This window comes from Streptomyces sp. NPDC104202 (genome assembly GCF_055584185.1).
The window spans coordinates 1-18,493 of the sequence record NZ_JBVJMN010000016.1 but is presented as its reverse complement, the minus strand read 5'-3'; the positions used below and the strand labels follow the sequence as shown (position 1 = coordinate 18,493).

Below are 18,493 nucleotides of genomic sequence, written 5' to 3'. Positions count from 1 at the left end.
AGGCGACGACGATGTACACGAGGTCCCTGGGGGACGACGGCGCCGAACTGCGCCCGCTCGAACCGTGGCAGGCGGACGAGTTCCTGGCCCACATCGACCGCGGGCGGGAGTTCATCGGCGCCCGCAACGGGCTCCCCGACGTCGTGACCGACCTGGAGTCGAGCCGGGCGTTCCTCCGGCTGTACGCGGAGAAGGCGGCGGCCGACACCGGCCGGATCCACGGCATCTGGTCGGACGGCACCCTCGTCGGCGCCGTCATCCTGCGCACCCTCGACGTCAAGGGCGGTACGGCGGAGGCCGGTTGCTGGCTGGAGCCGGCGGCCGTCGGCAGGGGCCTGGTGACCCGGGCGGCCCGCACGCTCATCGACTGGGCGATCGAGGTCCGCGGCGTCCGCCGCGTGGAGTGGGTGGTCAACTCCGACAACGAGCCGAGCATCGCGGTGGCCCGGCGCCTGGGCATGACGAGGGACGGCGTCCTGCGCCAGAGCTACGCGTACCGGGGCCGGCTCCACGACCAGGAGGTCTGGTCGGTCCTGGCGCCGGAGTGGCGCGGGAAGCCCGACGCCTGACGCCCGATGCCTGACGCCTGACGCCCGATGCCTGACGCCTGACGCCTGACGCCTGAGCCTCGGACAGGTCCGCACTCCGCGGGGTCCGCCCCCGCGCGCGGGGGCGGCGAGCGAGCCGGGCGTGGGCCGGTCGCGCACAGGGGCGGGGCGGTGACCCGGCTCCGACCCTTGTCACCGCCCCGACCTCCACCATCGCCGCTCAGCGCGTGAGCCGCCACGCGGGGAGGGCCGAAGCGGCGACCGCGACCACCGCGCACGCGGCGGCCGACAGGCCGACGACGGACCACGGCACGGCCAGGACGGCGGGCGCGGCGAGGGCGGCGAGCCCCGCGCCGAGGGTGCCCAGGACCGCGGCCGTCACGACCAGGCCGAGGACCGCCCCGACGGCGACGGCGAGCACGGCCTCGCCCGCCACCACCCGCAGGACCTGGGACCGGGTGGCGCCGGCGAGCCGCAGCGAGGCCAGTTCGCCGCCGCGCACGGAGGTCGCCATCAGCAGGGTGTTGGCCAGGCCGATCACCGTGTAGACGAGGGCGATGCCGAGGACCAGCACCATGCCGAGCCGGTGCCGCGGGGCGTCCGTGCGCCGCCCGGCCTCGGCCCACGCGTCGGCCGTCCTGACGGTCCCGCCGCTCGCCTCCAGGGCCCGCGCCGTGGCCGGCCCGCCGCTCGCGTCGATCCGGTCCAGGGCGGCTCCCGGCGCGTTCGCGCGCGTGACGTAGGGCCCGTTGTCGCCGGTGCCCAGGGCGAGGACGGCCGCGACCCGCAGCCGTACCGGCCCGCTGCCGTCCGCCCGCCAGACCTCGACGGTCTCGCCGACCCGGCGCCGCTCGAACTCCTCGTTGACGACGATCGACCGGTCGTCCAGGTCCCGCAGGGCGCCGGCGACCACCGGCAGCCGGGACAGTTCCGCGAAGGCCGCCGGGTCGGCGACCGCCCGCGCCCCGTACTTCACGACGGCCTCGTCGCCGTCCCGGACGAAGACGGACGTCGCCCCGGTGGCGGACACGACGGTTCCGGCCGGCGCGGTCACCGCCCGCAGCCCCTCGCCGGACACCACGTACGCGGCAACCGTCTGCTCCCGCGCCTCGGCCTCACGCGCCCGCGTGACGCCGGCCGACGCGCCGAAGAGCGTCCCGGCGAGCGCCACGGTGACCAGGACGGGCGCGGCGACGGCGGCGGTCCGGCGCACCGAGGCCGCGCTGTTCTCCCGTACGAGCGTCCCCACCGCCCCCCGGAGCCGCAGCAGCCGGGACACCGGCCGCACCAGGAGCGGGGAGAGCAGGGCGACGCCGCCGGTCAGGAGCATGGGCAGGGTCGTGTACGTCTTCCGCTTCAGCAGCGCGGCCGGGTCGGTGGCGTAGGTCCAGGCCAGCAGCCCGGCTCCGGCCAGGACAAGGCCCGCGCCGAGCAGGGCCCGGCCCAGGGGCAGGACGTCGGTGTCGACGTCCGCCTCGCGCAGCGCGGCCGTCGGGCCCACCCGGCCGGCCCGCCGCGAGGCGGCGACGGCCCCGGCGAGGGCGACCGTCATCCCGGTCCAGAAGGCGGCGTGGAAGGGCCAGCCGGCCGGGCCGATCGTGAACCACGCGGGCGCGAGGCCCCCGTCGACGAGTGTCCGTGCGAGCAGCGGCGCCCCCAGGGCGCCGAGCGCGCACCCGGCGGCGGAGGCGAGCAGGCCGAGCGCCGTCGCCTCGGCGAGCAGGAGCCGCCGTACCTGTCCCGGAGTGGCCCCGGCGGTCCGCAGCAGCCCGAACTCGCGGCGCCGCAGCGCGACGGCGAACGCGAACGTCGAGGCCACGACGAAGACGGAGACGAAGGCGGTGACGCCGCCGGAGGTGCCGAGCAGCGCGTCGAGCGAGGTGAGCGCCCGGGCGTCGCGCTCCGGATCGGGGTCGGCGCGCACCCGCTCGGCGCCGGTGAGGACCTGCGCCCGTCCGCCGACGAGGGCCCGGACCTCGGCGGCCGGGGCGTCCACGCCGACGGCGGCGGGCGCGCCGCCGTCCTCGGGCACCGTGACGTCCCAGCGGGCCTTCAGCGCGCGCAGCAGTTCTCCGTCCACAGGCTGTGGACGGTCGAGCGGCCGTGCCACGGAGACGAGGTCGGGCCCGCGCCGGACGTCGAGGACCAGCCGGTCCCGGCCCATGACGACGACGGGCGACGAGGCGAACCGCTCGGGAGGGCGCGCGGGCGCCTCGAAGGTCGCGGCCAGCCCCAGCCCCATCGTGGTCAGCAGCCCCACCCCGAGGGCCAGCGCGACGAACCCTCCGAGGAAGGAGGCCCAGCGGGCCCGCAGCCCGGTCAGCACGACGGTCAGCACGCCGGGCTCCCCACGACCGCGCCGGCTCCCGCCGTCGTCCCCCCGGGTGTTCCGGCCCCGGCTCCCGTCCCGGCGCCGGACTCCAGCCCCGCCATCCGGGCCGCGACCGTCTCCACCGTCGGGTCCGCCAGGCCGCCCGCGAGCCGCCCGTCGACGAGGAAGACCACGCGGTCGGCGCGGGCCGCGGCCACCGGGTCGTGGGTGACCATCACGATCGTCTGCCCGTCGCGGTCGACCAGCTCCCGGAGCATCCCGAGCACCTCGCGGCTGGTCGTCGAGTCCAGCGCGCCGGTCGGCTCGTCGCCGAAGAGGACGGCGGGCCGGGTGATCAGCGCCCGGGCGAGGGCGACCCGTTGCTGCTGGCCGCCGGAGAGCTCGCCGGGCCGGTGGCGCTCCCGGTCGGCCAGCCCCACGCGCGCGAGTGCCTCCCGGACCTCGGAGCGGGACGGGCGGCGGCCCGCGAGCCGCAGGGGCAGGGCGACGTTCTGCGCGGCGGTCAGGGAGGGCAGCAGGTTGAAGGACTGGAAGACGAAGCCGACGCGCTCGCGCCGCAGCAGGGTCAGCCGCCGTTCGCTCAGCCCGTCCAGGCGGATGCCGCCGACCGTCACGCTGCCGGCGGTGGGCCGGTCGAGGCCCGCGGCGCACTGGAGGAGCGTGGACTTGCCCGAGCCCGAGGGGCCCATGACGGCGGTGAAGGTCCCGGCGGCGAAGTCGAGGTCGACGCCGTCCAGGGCGCGGACGTCCCGGTGGTGGCGGGTGAGCCCCCGGAGCCGTACGGCGGCGGGGGTGGCGGTGGTCGTGGTCATGGCTCAAGCGAACCGTTCCGGCCCGCCCGGATCACGACCGCTGAGGGGCGTCCCGGGGGTATGCCTGGCCCTACCCCCGCCGGGGTGTCCGGCCCCGTCCGCCGGGGGTTCCCGCCCGGTCCGCCGGGGCTGAGACCATCGTGGCATGAGCACCACGATCGACAGGGCCTTCGAGGCGCTGTACGCGAGCGACGACGGATCGCTCGACACGGCCGCCTCCCTCCTCGCCGCCGACCGGGGCGCCGACGGGGAACTGGCCCGGCGCGGCGAGGAGTTCCTCCGTACCCTCTGGGGCCGCGGCTGGCAGCCCGCCGACCTCGACCGGACCGCCCGCCGCGAGCTCTCCGAGGCCCACGTCCTCCTCCTCGCGGCCCTGGTCAGGAAGGAGACGGCCGGCTACGCCCGGCTGCCGCACCGCTGGCGCGCGCAGCTCGACCAGCTGGACGACACGGCCCCGCGGCCCACGGACCGCTTCTCGTACGCCACGACCGTCCTGGAGCTGTACCGCCTCCTGGTCCGGCTGCCGCGCCTCGACGCCGTCGGCCCGGCCCCGGGCGACGCGCTGCCGCCCCCGGCCGCCGGGGAGCCCCGCATGCTCGGCCGGATCAGGGCGCTCCTCGCCAAGGCGGAGGCGACCGGCTACCCCGAGGAGGCGGAGGCGCTCACGGCGAAGGCCCAGGAGCTCATGGCCCGCCACAGCCTCGACGAGGCGACCCTCGCCGCGGGCGCGCCCACGCCCGAGACCCCGGGCGCGATCCGCGTCGGCGTGGAGCCGCCGTACGAGCAGGCGAAGGCGATCCTGCTGGACGCGGTCGCCACGGCGAACCACTGCCGGGCCGTGTGGAACGAGGCGTACGGCTTCTCGACGGTGGTCGGCTTCGAGGCGGACCTCGATCCGGTGGAGCTGCTGTACACGTCGCTGCTGGTCCAGGGCACGGTGGCGATGACCCGGGCGGAGGCCGAGCAGCGGGCGGGCGGCCGCAGGCGCACCAAGTCCTTCCGGCAGTCGTTCCTCCTCGCGTACGCCCACCGGCTGGGCGCCCGCCTCGCCTCGACGTCCCGCCGCGTGGCCGCCGAGGCGCCCTCGCTCCTGCCGGCGCTCGCCTCCCGCGACCTCGCCGTCACCACCCGCACGGACGAACTCTTCCCCGAGACCCGCACCACCCGCGTCCGCGCCGCCTGGGACGAGGACGGCTGGAACCACGGAGCGTCGGCGGCGGACCAGGCCGGGCTCCACCCCGGACGCCCTTCCCTCCGGGACCGCCCCGCGCCGTAGCGCCCTCCCCGCGGCGGGGTCCGGGAGGGTGGGCGAAATGCCCGTTTGTCGCCGGATCGCGGATACGCTCGCCGCATGAGTTGGCTTCGGGCGCTGAAGGCGACCTCCCGCTCGGGGCTCAGCATGGAGCGGCGGCGGCTGGAGCCCGCCATCGCGGCGCGGGGGGCGCTGGGGCTGGCCCTGGTCATGGGGGTCTCACTCGCGTTCTTCGGCCCGTCCGTCGCCGCGTCGTCCGCCTTCGGCGCCTTCCAGGCGGCCATCGCCACCTTCCAGCGCTCCTGGCGCCCCCGCCCCACCCTGGCCCTCGCCTCCGGCGCCAGCCTCGCCGTCTCCACCTTCCTCGGCTACCTCACCGGCTCCCACGAGGCGCTCTTCCTGGCGCTGCTCCTCTCCTGGACCTTCCTCTCGGGGCTGGCCTGGGCCGCCGGCCCCACCGCCGGCATCATCGCCTCCTCCAACGTGGCGATCATGCTGGTGACGATCACGCTCCCCACCTCGGTCGCCACCGCCGCGGGCCACGCCGCCGTGATCCTCGCGGGCGGCGTCGTCCAGGCCGCCCTGGTCGTCCTCCTCCCGGTCCGCCGGTGGGGCGCCCAGCGCGACGCCCTCGCCGACGCGCTGGCCGCCGAGGCCGACTACGCCCGCCGGCTCCGCCACGACCCCGTCGCCCCCTTCGACCCGGTCCCGCTGATGACGGCCCGCAGCGCCGCCGCCGTGACCCCCCGCCAGGCCCGCCGCCGCCCGGCTGAGCTCCACGGGGCGCGGGGGCTGGCCGAGCGGATCCGCCCGGTGCTCGCCTCGCTGGCGGACCCGGCCGTCGGGGTGCCGGAGGAGGGACCCCAGCGCGACCGGGTGCGGGAGCTGCTCGCCGCGGCCGGCGCGCTCCTCGACGCCGCCGCCCACGCGATCCGGCACGGCGAACCGGTCGTCCTGCCGCCCGCGGCCGTCGCCGCGCTCCGCACCCCCGACACCGGCGCCATCCTGACCGGCCCCTCCCGCCGCGCGGCCCACCGGCTGGCCGCACTGCTGGGCGACGTCGTGGAGACGGCGGAGCCGCGCACGGAGACCTCGTCGCGCGCGGCGGCGCGACGAGCCGCGCGGGGGGAGGACGTGCCGCCGCCCCCGGTCGCCCGGACCCGGCCGACCCTGGTCCGGCTCGCGCCCCTGGTGGCCGCCCAGATGCGGGCCGAGCTGCGGCCCGACTCGCCGGTCCTGCGCCACGCGGTCCGGGTCTCGGTGGTCACGGCCGCCGGCTGGCTCCTGGGCGGGGTGCTGCCGTTCGGCCACGGCTACTGGGCGCCGATGGCGTCCGTGATGGTGATGCGGCCGGACTTCTCGCAGACGTACGCCCGCTCGGTGGCCCGCTTCGGCGGCACGCTCGTCGGGGTGGCGCTGGCGACGGCGGTCGTGCAGTCGGCGCACCCGGACACCTACCTCTCCGCGGTGCTCGCGGTGGTGTGCGCCTTCGGGATGTACCTGCTGATGCGGACGGGGTATGCGGTCAGCCAGGTCTGCGTCGCCGCGTACGTCGTCTTCCTGCTGGGCATGGACGGCGCGGGTCTGACGCAGACGGTGCGGGACCGGGTGCTGCTGACCCTCATCGGCGGGCTCCTCGCGATGCTGTCGTACGCCGTCTACCCGGCGTGGGAGACGCCCCGGCTGCGCGGCCGACTCGCGGACTGGGTGGCGGCGGTGGGCGCGTACGCGGCGGCCGTCACCGCGCGGTACGCCGACCCGTCCGGACCCGCCGGCGCCGACGTCCGGGAGACCCTCCTCGCCACCCGCGCGGCCCGGGTGGCCTGGCAGGAGGCCCTGACCCGGGCCACCCACGAGCCGGTGCGCCACCGCGGCCTCTCGCACGCGGCCGCGGAGCAGGCCGAGGAGGCCCTCGCCGAGTTCGGCCGGGTGGCGATGCTCATGGAGGCGCACGTGCCGGAGCGCGACGTGCCGCCCGTGCCCGCCGCGGCGGGGCTCGCGGAGTCCCTCCACCGGGCGACCGAGCGGGGCGCGAAGGCGATCCGCGAGCGCCGCGAGCCCTCCTGGGACGACCTGCGCGAGACCCTCGCCGCCTGGTCCGCCGATCCCCCCGACCACTTCCTCCTGCACAAGGGCGCCGCCCTCCTCCTCGACGCCCTGGACGAGGTCACCACGGGGCTGACCCCCTCCTCCCGCCCGCACGGCCGCTGACCGGCGCCGGGGGTGACGCAGCTCTCCTCCCAGTCATTGGAAATGATTACCGTTTTCACTTACTCTGGCGCCATGGCACGCAACGAGCTCCGCCCCGTGGTAAGGCTCCGGTCGACCGCGGGCACCGGATTCACCTACGTCACCCGCAAGAACCGCCGCAACGACCCCGACCGCCTGGTCCTGCGCAAGTTCGACCCGGCCGCCGGCCGTCACGTCGACTTCCGAGAGGAGCGCTGATCGCCCCGTGAAGCCCGGAATCCACCCCCCGCGGTGGTCCGGCGCGGCCCGCTGACCGCCGCCGTCGCCCCCGCCGGTCCCGGCCCTCTCGGCAGGGTCCGAGATCGGGAGCCGTAGGATCGGCGGGGGCGGACGCCGCGGACCACGCGTCGTCAGAAACGTTCATGCAGAGCCTGTTGCGTCGTACCCGGCGGTAGCACGCTCTGTCGCGTAGCCACTACGCCACCCCGCGTGCACGTGCATCTGCTCATGCAGGTGCATGTGAACACAGCTATGATCCGAGGAAGTTGACACCTGCACCAAGCAACTCGGGGAGCTACCAGTGCACCATGCGCATCCTGCGTACAACGGCATGGCGGCCACGGAGCTGCGCGGTGTCGTGTGGCAGAAGAGCAGGCACAGCAACTCCCAGGGATCGTGCGTGGAGTTCGCCAAACTGCCCGGGGGAAACGTTGCCGTCCGCAACTCGCGCCACCCCGACGGCCCCGCGCTCGTCTACACGCCCGCGGAGATAGAGGCACTCCTGCTGGGCGTCAAGGACGGGGAGTTCGACCACCTGGTCTGACCGAGGACAGGGGAAAGGGCCCCGGCGGCGTCCGCCGGGGCCCTTTCCCCTGTCGTTCTCGTGCCGTGCGGCGCCGCTACTCCGGACCGATCCGGAACAGCGCCCACACGACCTTTCCCTGGAGCGTGCCGGCGAGCGGGTGCCAGCCCCAGCTGTCGCTGAACGAGTCCACCAGGAACAGCCCGCGCCCGGACTCCGCGGCGAAGTCCTCCTCGCCGCGGCGCGCCTCCGGGCTCTCCCCGCTGGGGTCGCGCACGGCGCACACCAGGCGCGAGGCCCAGCGCATGAGGTGCAGTCGGACCGGCGGGTTCTGGCCTTCCTCCTGGGGTGCGTCACCCGGCACCGCGTGGCGCAGCGCGTTGGTGACGAGCTCGGAGACGACCAGGGCGACATCGTCGAAGCGTTCGGTCAGCTCCCAGCGGTCGAGCGTCGCACTGGTGAACTTCCGGGCCCCGCGCACGGCTTCGTACCGGGCGGGCAGGGCGCAGGAGGCGGAGGTGGAGACGGCGCCGGGATCGAGCGGCGGTAGGCCCTGCCGTAAAGGCTCGAGCACGGTCGATCCATTCGTCCCCATGCGAGGCACTCCCGGGAATCGCGACTGTGGTGCGACAACACGACAACACGAACGAGTACGCGGCTGCGCGGGGTCCATGGTTCCGAATGCGCCCACTGGATGCAAGGGCAGATGCACGTGCACGCGCCGGACCTGTCCGTCCCCGTGCCGAATCTGTGCATAAGTCGTCCACTCGTGAAGGGGAACTTTCCACGATGTGCGTGATGTGTGCGCCCGACCGCTCGGATCTCGCCGCCATTCCGTAATCGAATGTGTACGCGCTGAAGCGTTTGATGGCAGAATCCGGGGCTCGACGGGGGCTCGACACCGTAAAGGGGAGGCTGGGAGCCGTGACCGCAGGCGAATCGAGCGGAGCTACCGGGAGCGTGGTGCGGCGCATCCTGCTGGGCTCCCAGCTGAGGCGGTTGCGCGAGTCGCGCGGGATCACCCGCGAGGCGGCCGGCTACTCGATCAGGGCGTCCGAATCCAAGATCAGCCGTATGGAGTTGGGGCGGGTGAGCTTCAAGGCCAGGGACGTCGAGGACCTCCTCACGCTGTACGGGGTCGGGGACGAGGCCGAGCGCGGCTCCCTCCTCGGTCTCGCCCGCGAGGCCAACGTGGCCGGCTGGTGGCACAGCTTCGGCGACGTCCTGCCGGGCTGGTTCCAGACGTACATCGGCCTCGAAGGTGCCGCCTCGCTCATCCGCGTCTACGAAGTCCAGTTCGTCCACGGCCTGTTGCAGACCGAGGCGTACGCCCACGCCGTCGTCACCCGCGGCATGCCCGACGCCCCCCGCGCCGAGATCGACCGCCGCGTCGCCCTTCGCCTGGAGCGCCAGAAGGTGCTCGTCTCCGAACGCGCCCCGCAGTTCCACGCCGTCCTCGACGAGGCCGCCCTGCGCCGCCCGTACGGCGACCGGGCCGTCATGCAGGGGCAGTTGAGGCACCTCATCGAGATCTCCGAGCACCCCGGCGTCACGCTCCAGGTCATGCCCTTCAGCTTCGGCGGCCACGCGGGCGAGAGCGGCGCCTTCACCATGCTGAGCTTCCCCGAGTCCGACCTCTCCGACATCGTCTACCTGGAGCAGCTCACCAGCGCCCTCTACCTCGACAAGCGCGAGGAGGTCGCCCAGTACCAGCGGGTGATGGAGCGCCTGCAGAAGGACGGTCCGGATCCGGCCGAAAGCCGGGACCTTCTCCGGGGCCTTCTTCAACTCTCCTGATACATCAGTACGATGACGCCACATCAGTCGCACTGCAGGTAGCGGGTAGAGGGGTCTCCACCATGTCGCACTTCACCGACCTGGCCCACCAGTACATCGACGGCGAGTGGAAGCCGGGCAGCGGCTCGTGGGACATCATCGACTTCAACCCGTACACCGGGGAGAAGCTCGCGTCGATCACGGTCGCCACCGCCGGCGAGGTCGACCTCGCCTACCGGGCCGCCGAGCGCGCCCAGGCCGCGTGGGCCGAGACCAACCCCTACACCCGCCGGCTCGTCTTCGAGCGCGCCCTGCGGATCGTGGAGGACCGCGAGGAGGAGATCGCCGAGACGATCGTCGCCGAACTCGGCGGCACCCGTCTCAAGGCGGCCTTCGAGCTCCACCTCGCCAAGGAGTTCCTGCGCGAGGCGGTCCAGCTGGCCCTGCGCCCCGAGGGCCGCATCCTGCCGTCGCCGGTCGACGGCAAGGAGAACCGCGTCTACCGCGTCCCGGTCGGCGTCGTCGGCGTCATCTCGCCCTTCAACTTCCCCTTCCTCCTCTCGATCAAGTCGGTCGCTCCCGCGCTCGCGCTCGGCAACGCGGTCGTCCTCAAGCCCCACCAGAACACCCCGATCTGCGGCGGCACCCTCGTCGCCAAGGTCCTGGAGGAGGCCGGCCTCCCGGCGGGCCTGCTGAACGTCGTCGTCACCGACATCGCCGAGATCGGCGACGCCCTGCTGACCCACCCGGTCCCGAAGGTCATCTCCTTCACCGGCTCCGACAAGGTCGGCCGGCACGTGGCCACGGTCTGCGCGCAGAACTTCAAGCACGCCGTCCTCGAACTCGGCGGCAACAGCGCCCTGATCGTCCTCGACGACGCCGACGTCGACTACGCGGTCGACGCGGCCGTCTTCAGCCGCTTCGTGCACCAGGGCCAGGTCTGCATGGCCGCCAACCGCATCCTCGTGGACCGCTCGGTGGAGGAGGAGTTCACCGAGAAGTTCGTGGCGAAGGTGAAGACCCTGCGGGTCGGCGACCCCGCCGACCCGGCCACCCACATCGGCCCGCTCATCAACTCCCAGCAGGCGGAGTCCGTCTCCTCGCTCGTCGACCAGACGGTGGCGGCCGGGGCCACGGCGCTCCTGCACGGCACCGTCGACGGCAATCTCGTCTCGCCGTCCGTCCTCACCGGCCTCGCCCCCGACGCCCCGGTCCTCGGCCAGGAGATCTTCGGCCCGGTGGCCCTCCTCGTCCCCTTCGACGGCGAGGAGGAGGCCGTGCGGATCGCCAACGACACCCCCTACGGGCTCAGCGGGGCGGTCCACACCGGCGACGTCGAGCGGGGTGTGAGCGTCGCCAAGCGCATCCACACCGGCATGATCCACATCAACGACGGCACCGTGCACGACGAGCCGATCGTCCCCTTCGGCGGCGAGAAGCACTCCGGCATCGGTCGCCTCAACGGCGACGCGATGGTGGACGCCTTCACCACGCAGAAGTGGATCTCGATCCAGCACGGCCGCAGCCGCTTCCCCTTCTGACCGGAGGGCGGGAAGTTCTTTCCCGGTCCGCTCGGAACGAGGACAGCAGCTGTCCGCATCGGTCCGTAGGTTGAGGGGTGTCGGAAGGGGCGAGGCCCCGGCCGGCACCCATCGGCGTAGTCATACGGAAGGCGGACATCATGGTGGCTCTCGTTCCCTCGGAGGCCCTGGGCGACGAGCGCGGCGCGTTCCTCAACTTCATCGAGGAGCAGCGCGCCGCACTCCGCCGCTCCCTCCTCGGCCTCACCGAGGAGCAGGCGGCCGGCCGCCCCAGCGCCAGCGAGCTCAGCCTCTCCGGGCTGCTCAAGCACGTCGCCGAGGTGGAGCTCAACTGGCTGCGCCTCGCCCAGCAGCGCCCGAACGAGCGGCAGCGCACCCAGGACACCTGGGGCGAGGGCTTCCTGCTCGTCGGCGACGAGACGATCCCCGAGATCGTCGCGTTCTGGGCGGGCGTGGCGAAGGAGACCGAGGACTTCGTCCGCTCCGTGCCGAGCCTGGACGACACCTTCCCGCTGCCGAAGGCGCCCTGGTTCCCCGAGGACGGGCGGGTGTCGATCCGCTGGATGCTGCTCCACCTCGTGCAGGAGACGGGTCGCCACGCCGGGCACGCGGACATCATCCGCGAGTCCCTGGACGGCCGGACGTCCTTCGAGCTGATCGCGGAGGAGCGGGGCGGCGGGCAGGAGTAGGGCGCCGGGCGGCGGCGAGGCCGTGGAGGACGGGCCGGGGCCGAGCGGCCCCCGCGCGGAGAGCCCCGGCCCCCGCGCTCAGGCCGGGGCCGGTCCCGCGCGCGTACCCTGGTCAAAATTGACTAGGAGGTACGGCGATGTCGGCGATCCGGCTGCTCGTCCTGGGTGCGGTGAAGCAGCACGGCCGCGCCCACGGCTACCAGGTGCGCAACGACCTGGAGTACTGGGGCGCGCACGAGTGGTCCCATGCCAAGCCCGGCTCGATCTACCACGCGCTGAAGCAGATGGCGAAGCAGGGACTCCTGCACGCGCACGAGGTGGCGCAGAGCGAGGTCGGGGGCCCGCCGCGCGTGGAGTACGAGCTGACGGAGCGGGGCACGGAGGAGTACTTCGCGCTCCTGCGCGAGGCGCTGACCACCTACGACCAGAAGATGGACGTGCTGTCGGCCGGCATCGGCTTCATCGTCGACCTGCCCCGCGCGGAGGCCGCGGAGCTGCTGCGCCGCCGGGTGCGGGCGCTCGACCAGTGGCGGTCCGCGGTCACGGAGTACTACACGCCGGAGGGCGGCCCCGGGCAGCTGGGGCACATCGGCGAGATCATGCACATGTGGGTCCACTCGGCCGACGCGGGCAAGGAGTGGACGCTCGGTCTGATCGAGCGGATCGAGGGCGGGGCGTACGTGTTCGCCGGCGAGGGGGAGCCCTTCACGGGCGTGCTCGCGGACGGCGAGGAGAACCCCTTCGCGACCTGAGGGGGCCGTCGGAGGTCTTCCCGGCTCGTCCGACGAACTGCACTCGTCAAGTTTGACTAGCTGACGCCGAGGGCATACCTTGCTCCGTCGGCGGTGGCTGATCAAATTTGACTACGGGAATATCGGGAGGAATCGACATGGCGGCGGACGCGATCCTCGTGGAGGGCGCGCGCAAGCGGTACGGCGACAAGGAAGCCCTGGCCGGCCTCGACCTGACCGTCGGGCGCGGCACCGTCCACGGGCTGCTCGGGCCCAACGGCGCGGGCAAGACCACGACGGTACGGATCCTGGCCACCCTGCTGCGCCACGACGCGGGCCTGGTGCGGGTGGCGGGACACGACGTGCGGACCGGGGCCGGGGAGGTGCGGCGGCGGATCGGGCTCCTCGGCCAGCACGCGGCCCTCGACGAGGAGCTGGGCGGACGGCAGAACCTGGAGATGTTCGGCCGGCTCCACCACCTCGGCGCCCGGCGCGCGGGGACCCGCGCCGACGAGCTCCTGGAGCGCTTCGGCCTCGCCGACACCGGGCGCAAGCCCGTCAGGCAGTACAGCGGCGGCATGCGGAGGCGGCTCGACCTGGCCGCCTCGCTGATCACCGAGCCGGAGGTGCTCTTCCTCGACGAGCCGACGACCGGGCTCGACCCGCGCGGCCGCGCCGAGGTCTGGGAGTCGGTGCGCTCCCTCGTCGGCGGCGGCACCACGGTCCTGCTGACCACCCAGTACCTGGAGGAGGCCGACCGGCTCGCCGACCGGATCTCGGTGGTGGACCGCGGACGGGTGGTGGCCGACGGCACGCCCGACGCGCTCAAGGCCCGGGTCGGCGCCGACCGCGTCGACGTGGTCGTGCGGGACGCGGCGCGGCTCGACGAGGCCGCACGGCTGCTGCCCGTGGCGCGCGGCGAGGTGGCCGTGGACCGGGACCGGCGGCTGCTCAGCGCACCGGTGGAGGACCGGATGGCCTCGCTCGCCGAGACCGTGCGGGCCCTGGAGGCGGCCGGGATCGAGGCGGAGGACATCGCCCTGCGGCGGCCGACGCTGGACGAGGTCTTCCTGCATCTGACCGACGGGGGACCGGACCGCGAGCCGTCCCGGGGAACGGAGGTGGCGGCATGAGCGCCGCGTACGTGGTGAGCGACTGCTGGACGATGACCCGCAGGGAGCTGGCCCACTGGGCCCGGCAGCCGGTGCAGGTGCTCGTCGGGCTCGTCTTCCCGGTGATGATGCTCCTCATGTTCGGCTACCTGGTCGGCGGCGGACGGGCCGTCCAGGGCGACTACGTCGACTTCCTGGTGCCCGGGATGCTCACCCTGACCATGGTGTTCGGCCTCGAAGGCACCATGACGGCGGTGACGCGCGACCTGGAGAAGGGCGTGGTCGACCGCTTCCGTTCGATGCCGATGGCCGACGGCGCGGTGCTCGTCGGCCGGGCGGCCGCCGACATGCTCCAGTCCGCGGTGGGGCTCCTCGTGATGGTCGGCGTCGGGTACGCCATCGGCTGGCGGGCACACCAGGGGCTCGCGAGCACGCTGGGGGCCCTGGGGCTGCTGCTCCTGCTGCGGTTCGCGATGCTCTGGGTCGGGATCTTCCTCGCCCTCGTCGCGGGGCGGGCCGAGCTCGTGCAGGCCGTGCAGATCCTGGTCTGGCCGCTCGGCTTCCTCTCCAACGCCTTCGCCTCGCCGGAGTCGATGCCGGGGTGGCTCGGCACGTTCGTGGAGTGGAACCCGATGTCGGCGACGGCGACGGCGACCCGGGAGCTCTTCGGCAACCCGGGCGGCGAGCCGGGGCACGTCACGTCCGCGGTCGTCTGGCCGCTGGTGCTCCTGCTCGTCTTCCTCCCGCTGGCGGTGCGGCGGTTCGGGCGGCTCGGGAAGTAGACGCGCGGAGGCGGGAACCCGGAGGCGGCGAGCCGCGCACCCCGTCCGCCGCACCCCGCTCGGGCTCCTGCGCGAGGGGCCCGGCTGTCCGTACGCGCTGACGGCGGACGGGGTGCGGTGGACGGAGTTCCGGCTCGCCGGCGGGGACGGGGGCGGCTGAGGGCCGGCCCCGGGGCGGCTCAGTGGTGGAAGGAGGTCGCCGCCGTCGTGTCGTCGGTGAACGGGCCGGACTGCCGGCGGAGTTCGGGAAGGAGCTGGTGCAGGTCGCGGGCGAAGAGGTCGGCGAGGTCGGCGGAGAAGCCGTTGCGGCAGACCACGCGCAGGACGGAGAGGTCCTCCCGGTGGGCGGGGAAGGTGTAGGCCGGGACCAGCCAGCCCTGCTCGCGCATCCGCCGCGACACGTCGAAGACGTTGAAGGCGGTGACGTCGGGGGCGGTGGTGAAGGCGAAGACGGGCAGCTCGTCGCCGTGGGTGAGCAGCCGGAAGTCGCCCATCGCCTCGATCCGTTCGGCGAGCCCCCGGGCCACGTCCCGGGCGGTCTGCTGCACCGCGCGGTAGCCCTCCCGGCCGAGCCTGAGGAAGGTGTAGTACTGCGCGACCACCTGGGCGCCGGGGCGGGAGAAGTTGAGGGCGAAGGTGGGCATGTCGCCGCCCAGGTAGTTGACGCGGAAGACCAGCTCCTCGGGGAGTTCCTCGGGCGAGCGCCACAGCGCCCAGCCGACGCCCGGGTAGACCAGGCCGTACTTGTGGCCGGAGGTGTTGATCGAGGAGACGCGCGGGAGCCGGAAGTCCCAGACGAGGTCCTCGTCGAGGAAGGGGGCGACCATCGCGCCGGAGGCGCCGTCGACGTGGACGGGGACGTCGAGTCCGGTGCGTTCCTGGAGGGCGTCCAGGGCGGCGCAGATCTCGGCGACCGGCTCGTAGGAGCCGTCGAAGGTGGAGCCGAGGACGGCGACGACGCCGATGGTGTTCTCGTCGCAGAGCGCCGCGGCGGATTCGGCGTCGAGGTGGAAGCGGTCGCCCTCCATGGGGACGAGCCGGGCCTCGACCTCCCAGAAGTTGCAGAACTTCTCCCAGCAGACCTGGACGTTGACGCCCATCACCAGGTTGGGGCGGGCGCTGCCCGGGTAGCGGTCGGCGTTCCGCTTCGCCCAGCGGCGCTTGAGGGCGAGGCCCGCGAGCATGCAGGCCTCGCTGGATCCGGTGGTGGAGCAGCCGACGGCGCTCGCCGGGTCCGGGGCGTTCCACAGGTCGGCGAGCATGGCGACGCAGCGGCGCTCCAGTTCGGCGGTGCGCGGGTACTCGTCCTTGTCGATCATGTTCTTGTCGCGGCACTCGGCCATGAGCACCCCGGCCTGGGGCTCCATCCAGGTGGTGACGAAGGTGGCCAGGTTGAGCCGGGAGTTGCCGTCGAGCATGAGCTCGTCGTGGACGAGCTGGTAGGCGCTCATCGGCGGCAGCGGTCCGTCCGGGAGCCGGTGGTGCGGGGGAGCCTCGGTCATGCCGCCCACCGGGTTGGCCTCCCCGAAGAAGGGGTTGAGCGCGAGCCGGGGTTCGGGCGGGGAGGGGTGACTGCCCTTGTGGAGCGGCATGGGGGACTCCTTCTGTCCGGTGGGGCGGCCCGCCCGGTCGGGGCGGGAGGCGGGACGGGTCGGCGCGGGGACGCGCCGGGCGGGGTCAGCGCAGGGACGCGCCCCGCTTGTCGAGTTCGAGCTGGGGGCGGCCGGTGACGATCAGCCAGGCGGGGAGGGAGGCGAGGCAGAGCAGGGTGAGCATCGCCGGGGAGGGGGCGAGGATCGCGCCGGTGAAGAGGCTGATCCAGCCCTGCCGGGTGGTGGCGAGGAGGACGCCGAGGACGGCGGAGGAGACGGCGACCGCCGGGTGGACCTCGGGCACCAGGGCCTGGGCGAGCAGCCCGAAGGCGGCCCCGATGAAGACGGCGGGGAAGATCCGGCCGCCCCGGAAGCCGCAGGACGCGGCGATGACGAGGGCGAGGAGCTTGACCACGGCCATCTTGGCGAGGTCCGCGGAGGACCAGTTGCCGATCGACTCGCTCAGTTCCTTGATCTCGGTCAGGCCCTTGAAGAGGGTCAGCTGCCCGCCGAAGGCCCCCAGCAGGCCCAGGACGAGGCCGCCGAGCGGCAGCATCAGCATGGGGTGGCGCAGGCGCCCGAAGGCGGCGTGGGCGTGCGGGAAGAGGTAGCAGGCGGCGAGGCCGAAGACGGCCGCGGCGGAGGCGATGAGCAGGGCCGCCAGCAGGTCGCCGTACCCGGGGTCGGTCAGCGGCGGGAGCCCCATGTCGAAGGTCGGCCCCTCCAGCAGCTGCGTGGTCATCGAGCCGGCACCGGCGGCCAGCAGCGGGGCGAACAGCCGGTCCCAGAGGGAACCGGGGCCCGGCCGGCTCGCCAGGGCCTCGGAGAGGATCAGGGCGGCCGCCACGGGCGTGCCGAACAGGGCTCCGACGGTGGCCGCGGAGGCGAGGCCGACCCAGGCGGCGGCCGGCACCGCGGGGGCGATCCGGTGGCCCAGCCAGTAGACGAGGGCGATGTTGCTCGCGATGATCGGGTTCTCGGGGCCGAGGCTGACACCGCCGGCGAGCACCAGGACGCTGGCGAGGAGCAGTCCGGGCACCACCCCGACGGGCAGCGGCGCGCCGCCGAGGCCCATGGACGCCGGATCGGGTCCGGCGTGCCCGGGCACCTTCCAGACCACGAGCCCCACGGCGACGCCGGTGGCCGTGAGCATGGTGATGATCCAGAGGGAGGAGTACTCGCCGATGCCGAGGGCGTCCGGCAGGTTGCCCCACAGGACGCCTTCGAGCTGCTCCGCGAGCGCGCTGATCCCCAGGAACAGCAGACTGGCCAGCACCCCGACCACGAGTGCGGGCAGCACCTGGGGCAGCAGGATCCGCAGGGGGGTCTCGGCGGCGGGAGGCGGCGCGGACGGCGCGTGATCGGTGGCCACCGGCCCACCATAAGTGAGCAAAAGCCGCACAACACCCCGGGGGCGTCCATCGGGTGGGCTTGCACCTCACGTCACGTCAGGCCCGAGGGTGAACCGCGTACCCACAGAGAGAAGGGCGGAAGACCGATGGACCACACCGTCGGACGGGTCGCCGGCCTGGCCGGGGTCACGGTGCGCACCCTGCACCACTACGACGCGATCGGGCTGCTCTCGCCGAGCGGCCGCAGCACGGCGGGACACCGCCGCTACGACGACGCGGACCTCGACCGGCTCCAGCGGATCCTGTTCTACCGGGAACTCGGCTTCCCCCTCGAAGAGGTCGCCGTCCTCCTCGACGACCCGCACGCCGATCCGCAGGAGCACCTGCGGCGCCAGCACGCCCTGCTGACCGCGCGGATCGACGAGCTCCGGAGGATGGCGGCGGCCGTCGAGCACGCCATGGAGGCGAAGAGGATGGGCATCAACCTCACCCCCGAGGAGAAGTTCGAGGTGTTCGGGGACAAGGACCCCGAGCGCCACGCGGCGGAGACCGCCCGCCGCTGGGGCGGCACCCACACGCACGACCTGGCGCAGGCCCGCGCCGCCTCGTACGGCAAGGAGGACTGGCAGCGGATGAAGGACGAGGTGGACGCCTGGGGCGCGGCCTACGGCGCCCTGATGGAGGAAGGGCACGCGCCCGCCTCCGAGGAGGCGATGGACCTCGCCGAGGCCCACCGCCGCCACCTCACCGCCTGGTTCTTCGAGTGCCACCCGGAGACGCACGTGGGGCTCGCCGAGATGTACGTCGCCGACGAGAACTTCCACGCCTTCTACGCGTCGATCCACCCCGGACTTCCCGAGCACCTGCTGGGGGCCGTCCGGGCGAACGCGGCGGGGGGGGGGGGGGGGGGGGGGGGGGGGGGGGGGGGGGGGGGGGGGGGGGGGGGGGGGGGGGGGGGGGGGGGGGGGGGGGGGGGGGGGGG

The 18,493-nt window shown here is 74.1% G+C and carries 17 protein-coding genes; 12 read left to right on the top strand and 5 right to left on the bottom strand.

The genetic code is table 11. From position 1 onward, the window contains the following. Positions 1–11: 11 nt before the first annotated feature. Complete coding sequence (locus tag ACZ60W_RS13460) at positions 12–569, top strand: GNAT family N-acetyltransferase (protein WP_469755470.1); 558 nt, start codon at positions 12–14, stop codon at positions 567–569. Positions 570–768: 199 nt separating this feature from the next. Here ACZ60W_RS13460 and ACZ60W_RS13455 read toward each other — a convergent pair whose 3' ends face one another. Then, the gene (locus ACZ60W_RS13455) at positions 769–2,886 is read right to left on the bottom strand and encodes an FtsX-like permease family protein (RefSeq protein WP_469755469.1); all 2,118 of its coding nucleotides are present in this window, start codon (positions 2,884–2,886) and stop codon (positions 769–771) included. Further along, entirely contained in the window at positions 2,880–3,692 is an 813-nt protein-coding gene (locus ACZ60W_RS13450; protein ID WP_469755468.1) for an ABC transporter ATP-binding protein, read from the bottom strand. Before ACZ60W_RS13450 ends, ACZ60W_RS13455 begins: the two co-directional genes overlap by 7 nt. A gap of 145 nt (positions 3,693–3,837) precedes the next feature. Between ACZ60W_RS13450 and ACZ60W_RS13445 the strand changes: the two genes are divergently transcribed. The 4 genes from ACZ60W_RS13445 to ACZ60W_RS13430 all read left to right on the top strand — a co-directional run bounded on the left by ACZ60W_RS13445 (position 3,838) and on the right by ACZ60W_RS13430 (position 7,957). Then, on the top strand, positions 3,838–4,968 hold the full coding sequence (locus ACZ60W_RS13445; RefSeq protein ID WP_469755467.1) for a DUF2786 domain-containing protein: 1,131 nt from the start codon (positions 3,838–3,840) through the stop codon (positions 4,966–4,968). Between the two features lie 75 nt (positions 4,969–5,043). Then, positions 5,044–7,155, top strand: a complete 2,112-nt coding sequence (locus ACZ60W_RS13440; RefSeq protein ID WP_469755466.1) for an FUSC family protein — start codon at positions 5,044–5,046, stop codon at positions 7,153–7,155. A 72-nt stretch (positions 7,156–7,227) separates the two neighbouring features. After that, positions 7,228–7,392, top strand: coding sequence for a 50S ribosomal protein L33 (rpmG, locus tag ACZ60W_RS13435; RefSeq protein WP_366308880.1), 165 nt, complete (start codon positions 7,228–7,230; stop codon positions 7,390–7,392). A gap of 352 nt (positions 7,393–7,744) precedes the next feature. Then, positions 7,745–7,957, top strand: a complete 213-nt coding sequence (locus ACZ60W_RS13430) for a DUF397 domain-containing protein (protein ID WP_030219358.1) — start codon at positions 7,745–7,747, stop codon at positions 7,955–7,957. Positions 7,958–8,033: 76 nt separating this feature from the next. Here the strand turns inward: ACZ60W_RS13430 and ACZ60W_RS13425 are convergent, their stop codons facing one another. After that, positions 8,034–8,531 carry an ATP-binding protein gene (locus ACZ60W_RS13425; RefSeq protein WP_469755465.1) on the bottom strand — a complete coding sequence of 166 codons (498 nt, stop codon included), beginning with the start codon at positions 8,529–8,531 and terminating at the stop codon, positions 8,034–8,036. Positions 8,532–8,860: 329 nt separating this feature from the next. Between ACZ60W_RS13425 and ACZ60W_RS13420 the strand changes: the two genes are divergently transcribed. From ACZ60W_RS13420 to ACZ60W_RS13395, 6 genes are all read left to right on the top strand, one after another. Then, positions 8,861–9,733, top strand: a complete 873-nt coding sequence (locus ACZ60W_RS13420) for a helix-turn-helix domain-containing protein (RefSeq protein WP_469755464.1) — start codon at positions 8,861–8,863, stop codon at positions 9,731–9,733. A gap of 62 nt (positions 9,734–9,795) precedes the next feature. Continuing rightward, positions 9,796–11,253: an aldehyde dehydrogenase family protein gene (locus ACZ60W_RS13415; protein ID WP_469755463.1), complete on the top strand. Its 1,458-nt coding sequence runs from the start codon at positions 9,796–9,798 to the stop codon at positions 11,251–11,253. Between the two features lie 140 nt (positions 11,254–11,393). Next, the gene (locus tag ACZ60W_RS13410) at positions 11,394–11,942 is read left to right on the top strand and encodes a DinB family protein (RefSeq protein ID WP_469755462.1); all 549 of its coding nucleotides are present in this window, start codon (positions 11,394–11,396) and stop codon (positions 11,940–11,942) included. A 137-nt stretch (positions 11,943–12,079) separates the two neighbouring features. Further along, positions 12,080–12,694, top strand: a complete 615-nt coding sequence (locus ACZ60W_RS13405; protein WP_469755461.1) for a PadR family transcriptional regulator — start codon at positions 12,080–12,082, stop codon at positions 12,692–12,694. 137 nt (positions 12,695–12,831) lie between these two features. Then, the gene (locus ACZ60W_RS13400; protein ID WP_469755460.1) at positions 12,832–13,806 is read left to right on the top strand and encodes an ATP-binding cassette domain-containing protein; all 975 of its coding nucleotides are present in this window, start codon (positions 12,832–12,834) and stop codon (positions 13,804–13,806) included. Beyond that, positions 13,803–14,567, top strand: coding sequence for an ABC transporter permease (locus tag ACZ60W_RS13395; protein ID WP_469755459.1), 765 nt, complete (start codon positions 13,803–13,805; stop codon positions 14,565–14,567). Before ACZ60W_RS13400 ends, ACZ60W_RS13395 begins: the two co-directional genes overlap by 4 nt. 179 nt (positions 14,568–14,746) lie before the next feature. Here ACZ60W_RS13395 and ACZ60W_RS13390 read toward each other — a convergent pair whose 3' ends face one another. Both ACZ60W_RS13390 and ACZ60W_RS13385 read right to left on the bottom strand, forming a co-directional pair. Beyond that, positions 14,747–16,159 (bottom strand): glutamate decarboxylase, encoded by a 1,413-nt coding sequence (locus ACZ60W_RS13390; RefSeq protein WP_469755458.1) that lies wholly within the window; start codon positions 16,157–16,159, stop codon positions 14,747–14,749. Positions 16,160–16,244: 85 nt separating this feature from the next. Beyond that, complete coding sequence (locus ACZ60W_RS13385) at positions 16,245–17,531, bottom strand: ion channel protein (RefSeq protein ID WP_469755457.1); 1,287 nt, start codon at positions 17,529–17,531, stop codon at positions 16,245–16,247. A gap of 126 nt (positions 17,532–17,657) precedes the next feature. On the opposite strand from ACZ60W_RS13385, the gene ACZ60W_RS13380 reads away from it, so the two are divergent. Next, positions 17,658–18,493 (top strand): MerR family transcriptional regulator (locus ACZ60W_RS13380; protein WP_469755456.1); only part of this gene is annotated, 836 nt, incomplete at its 3' end.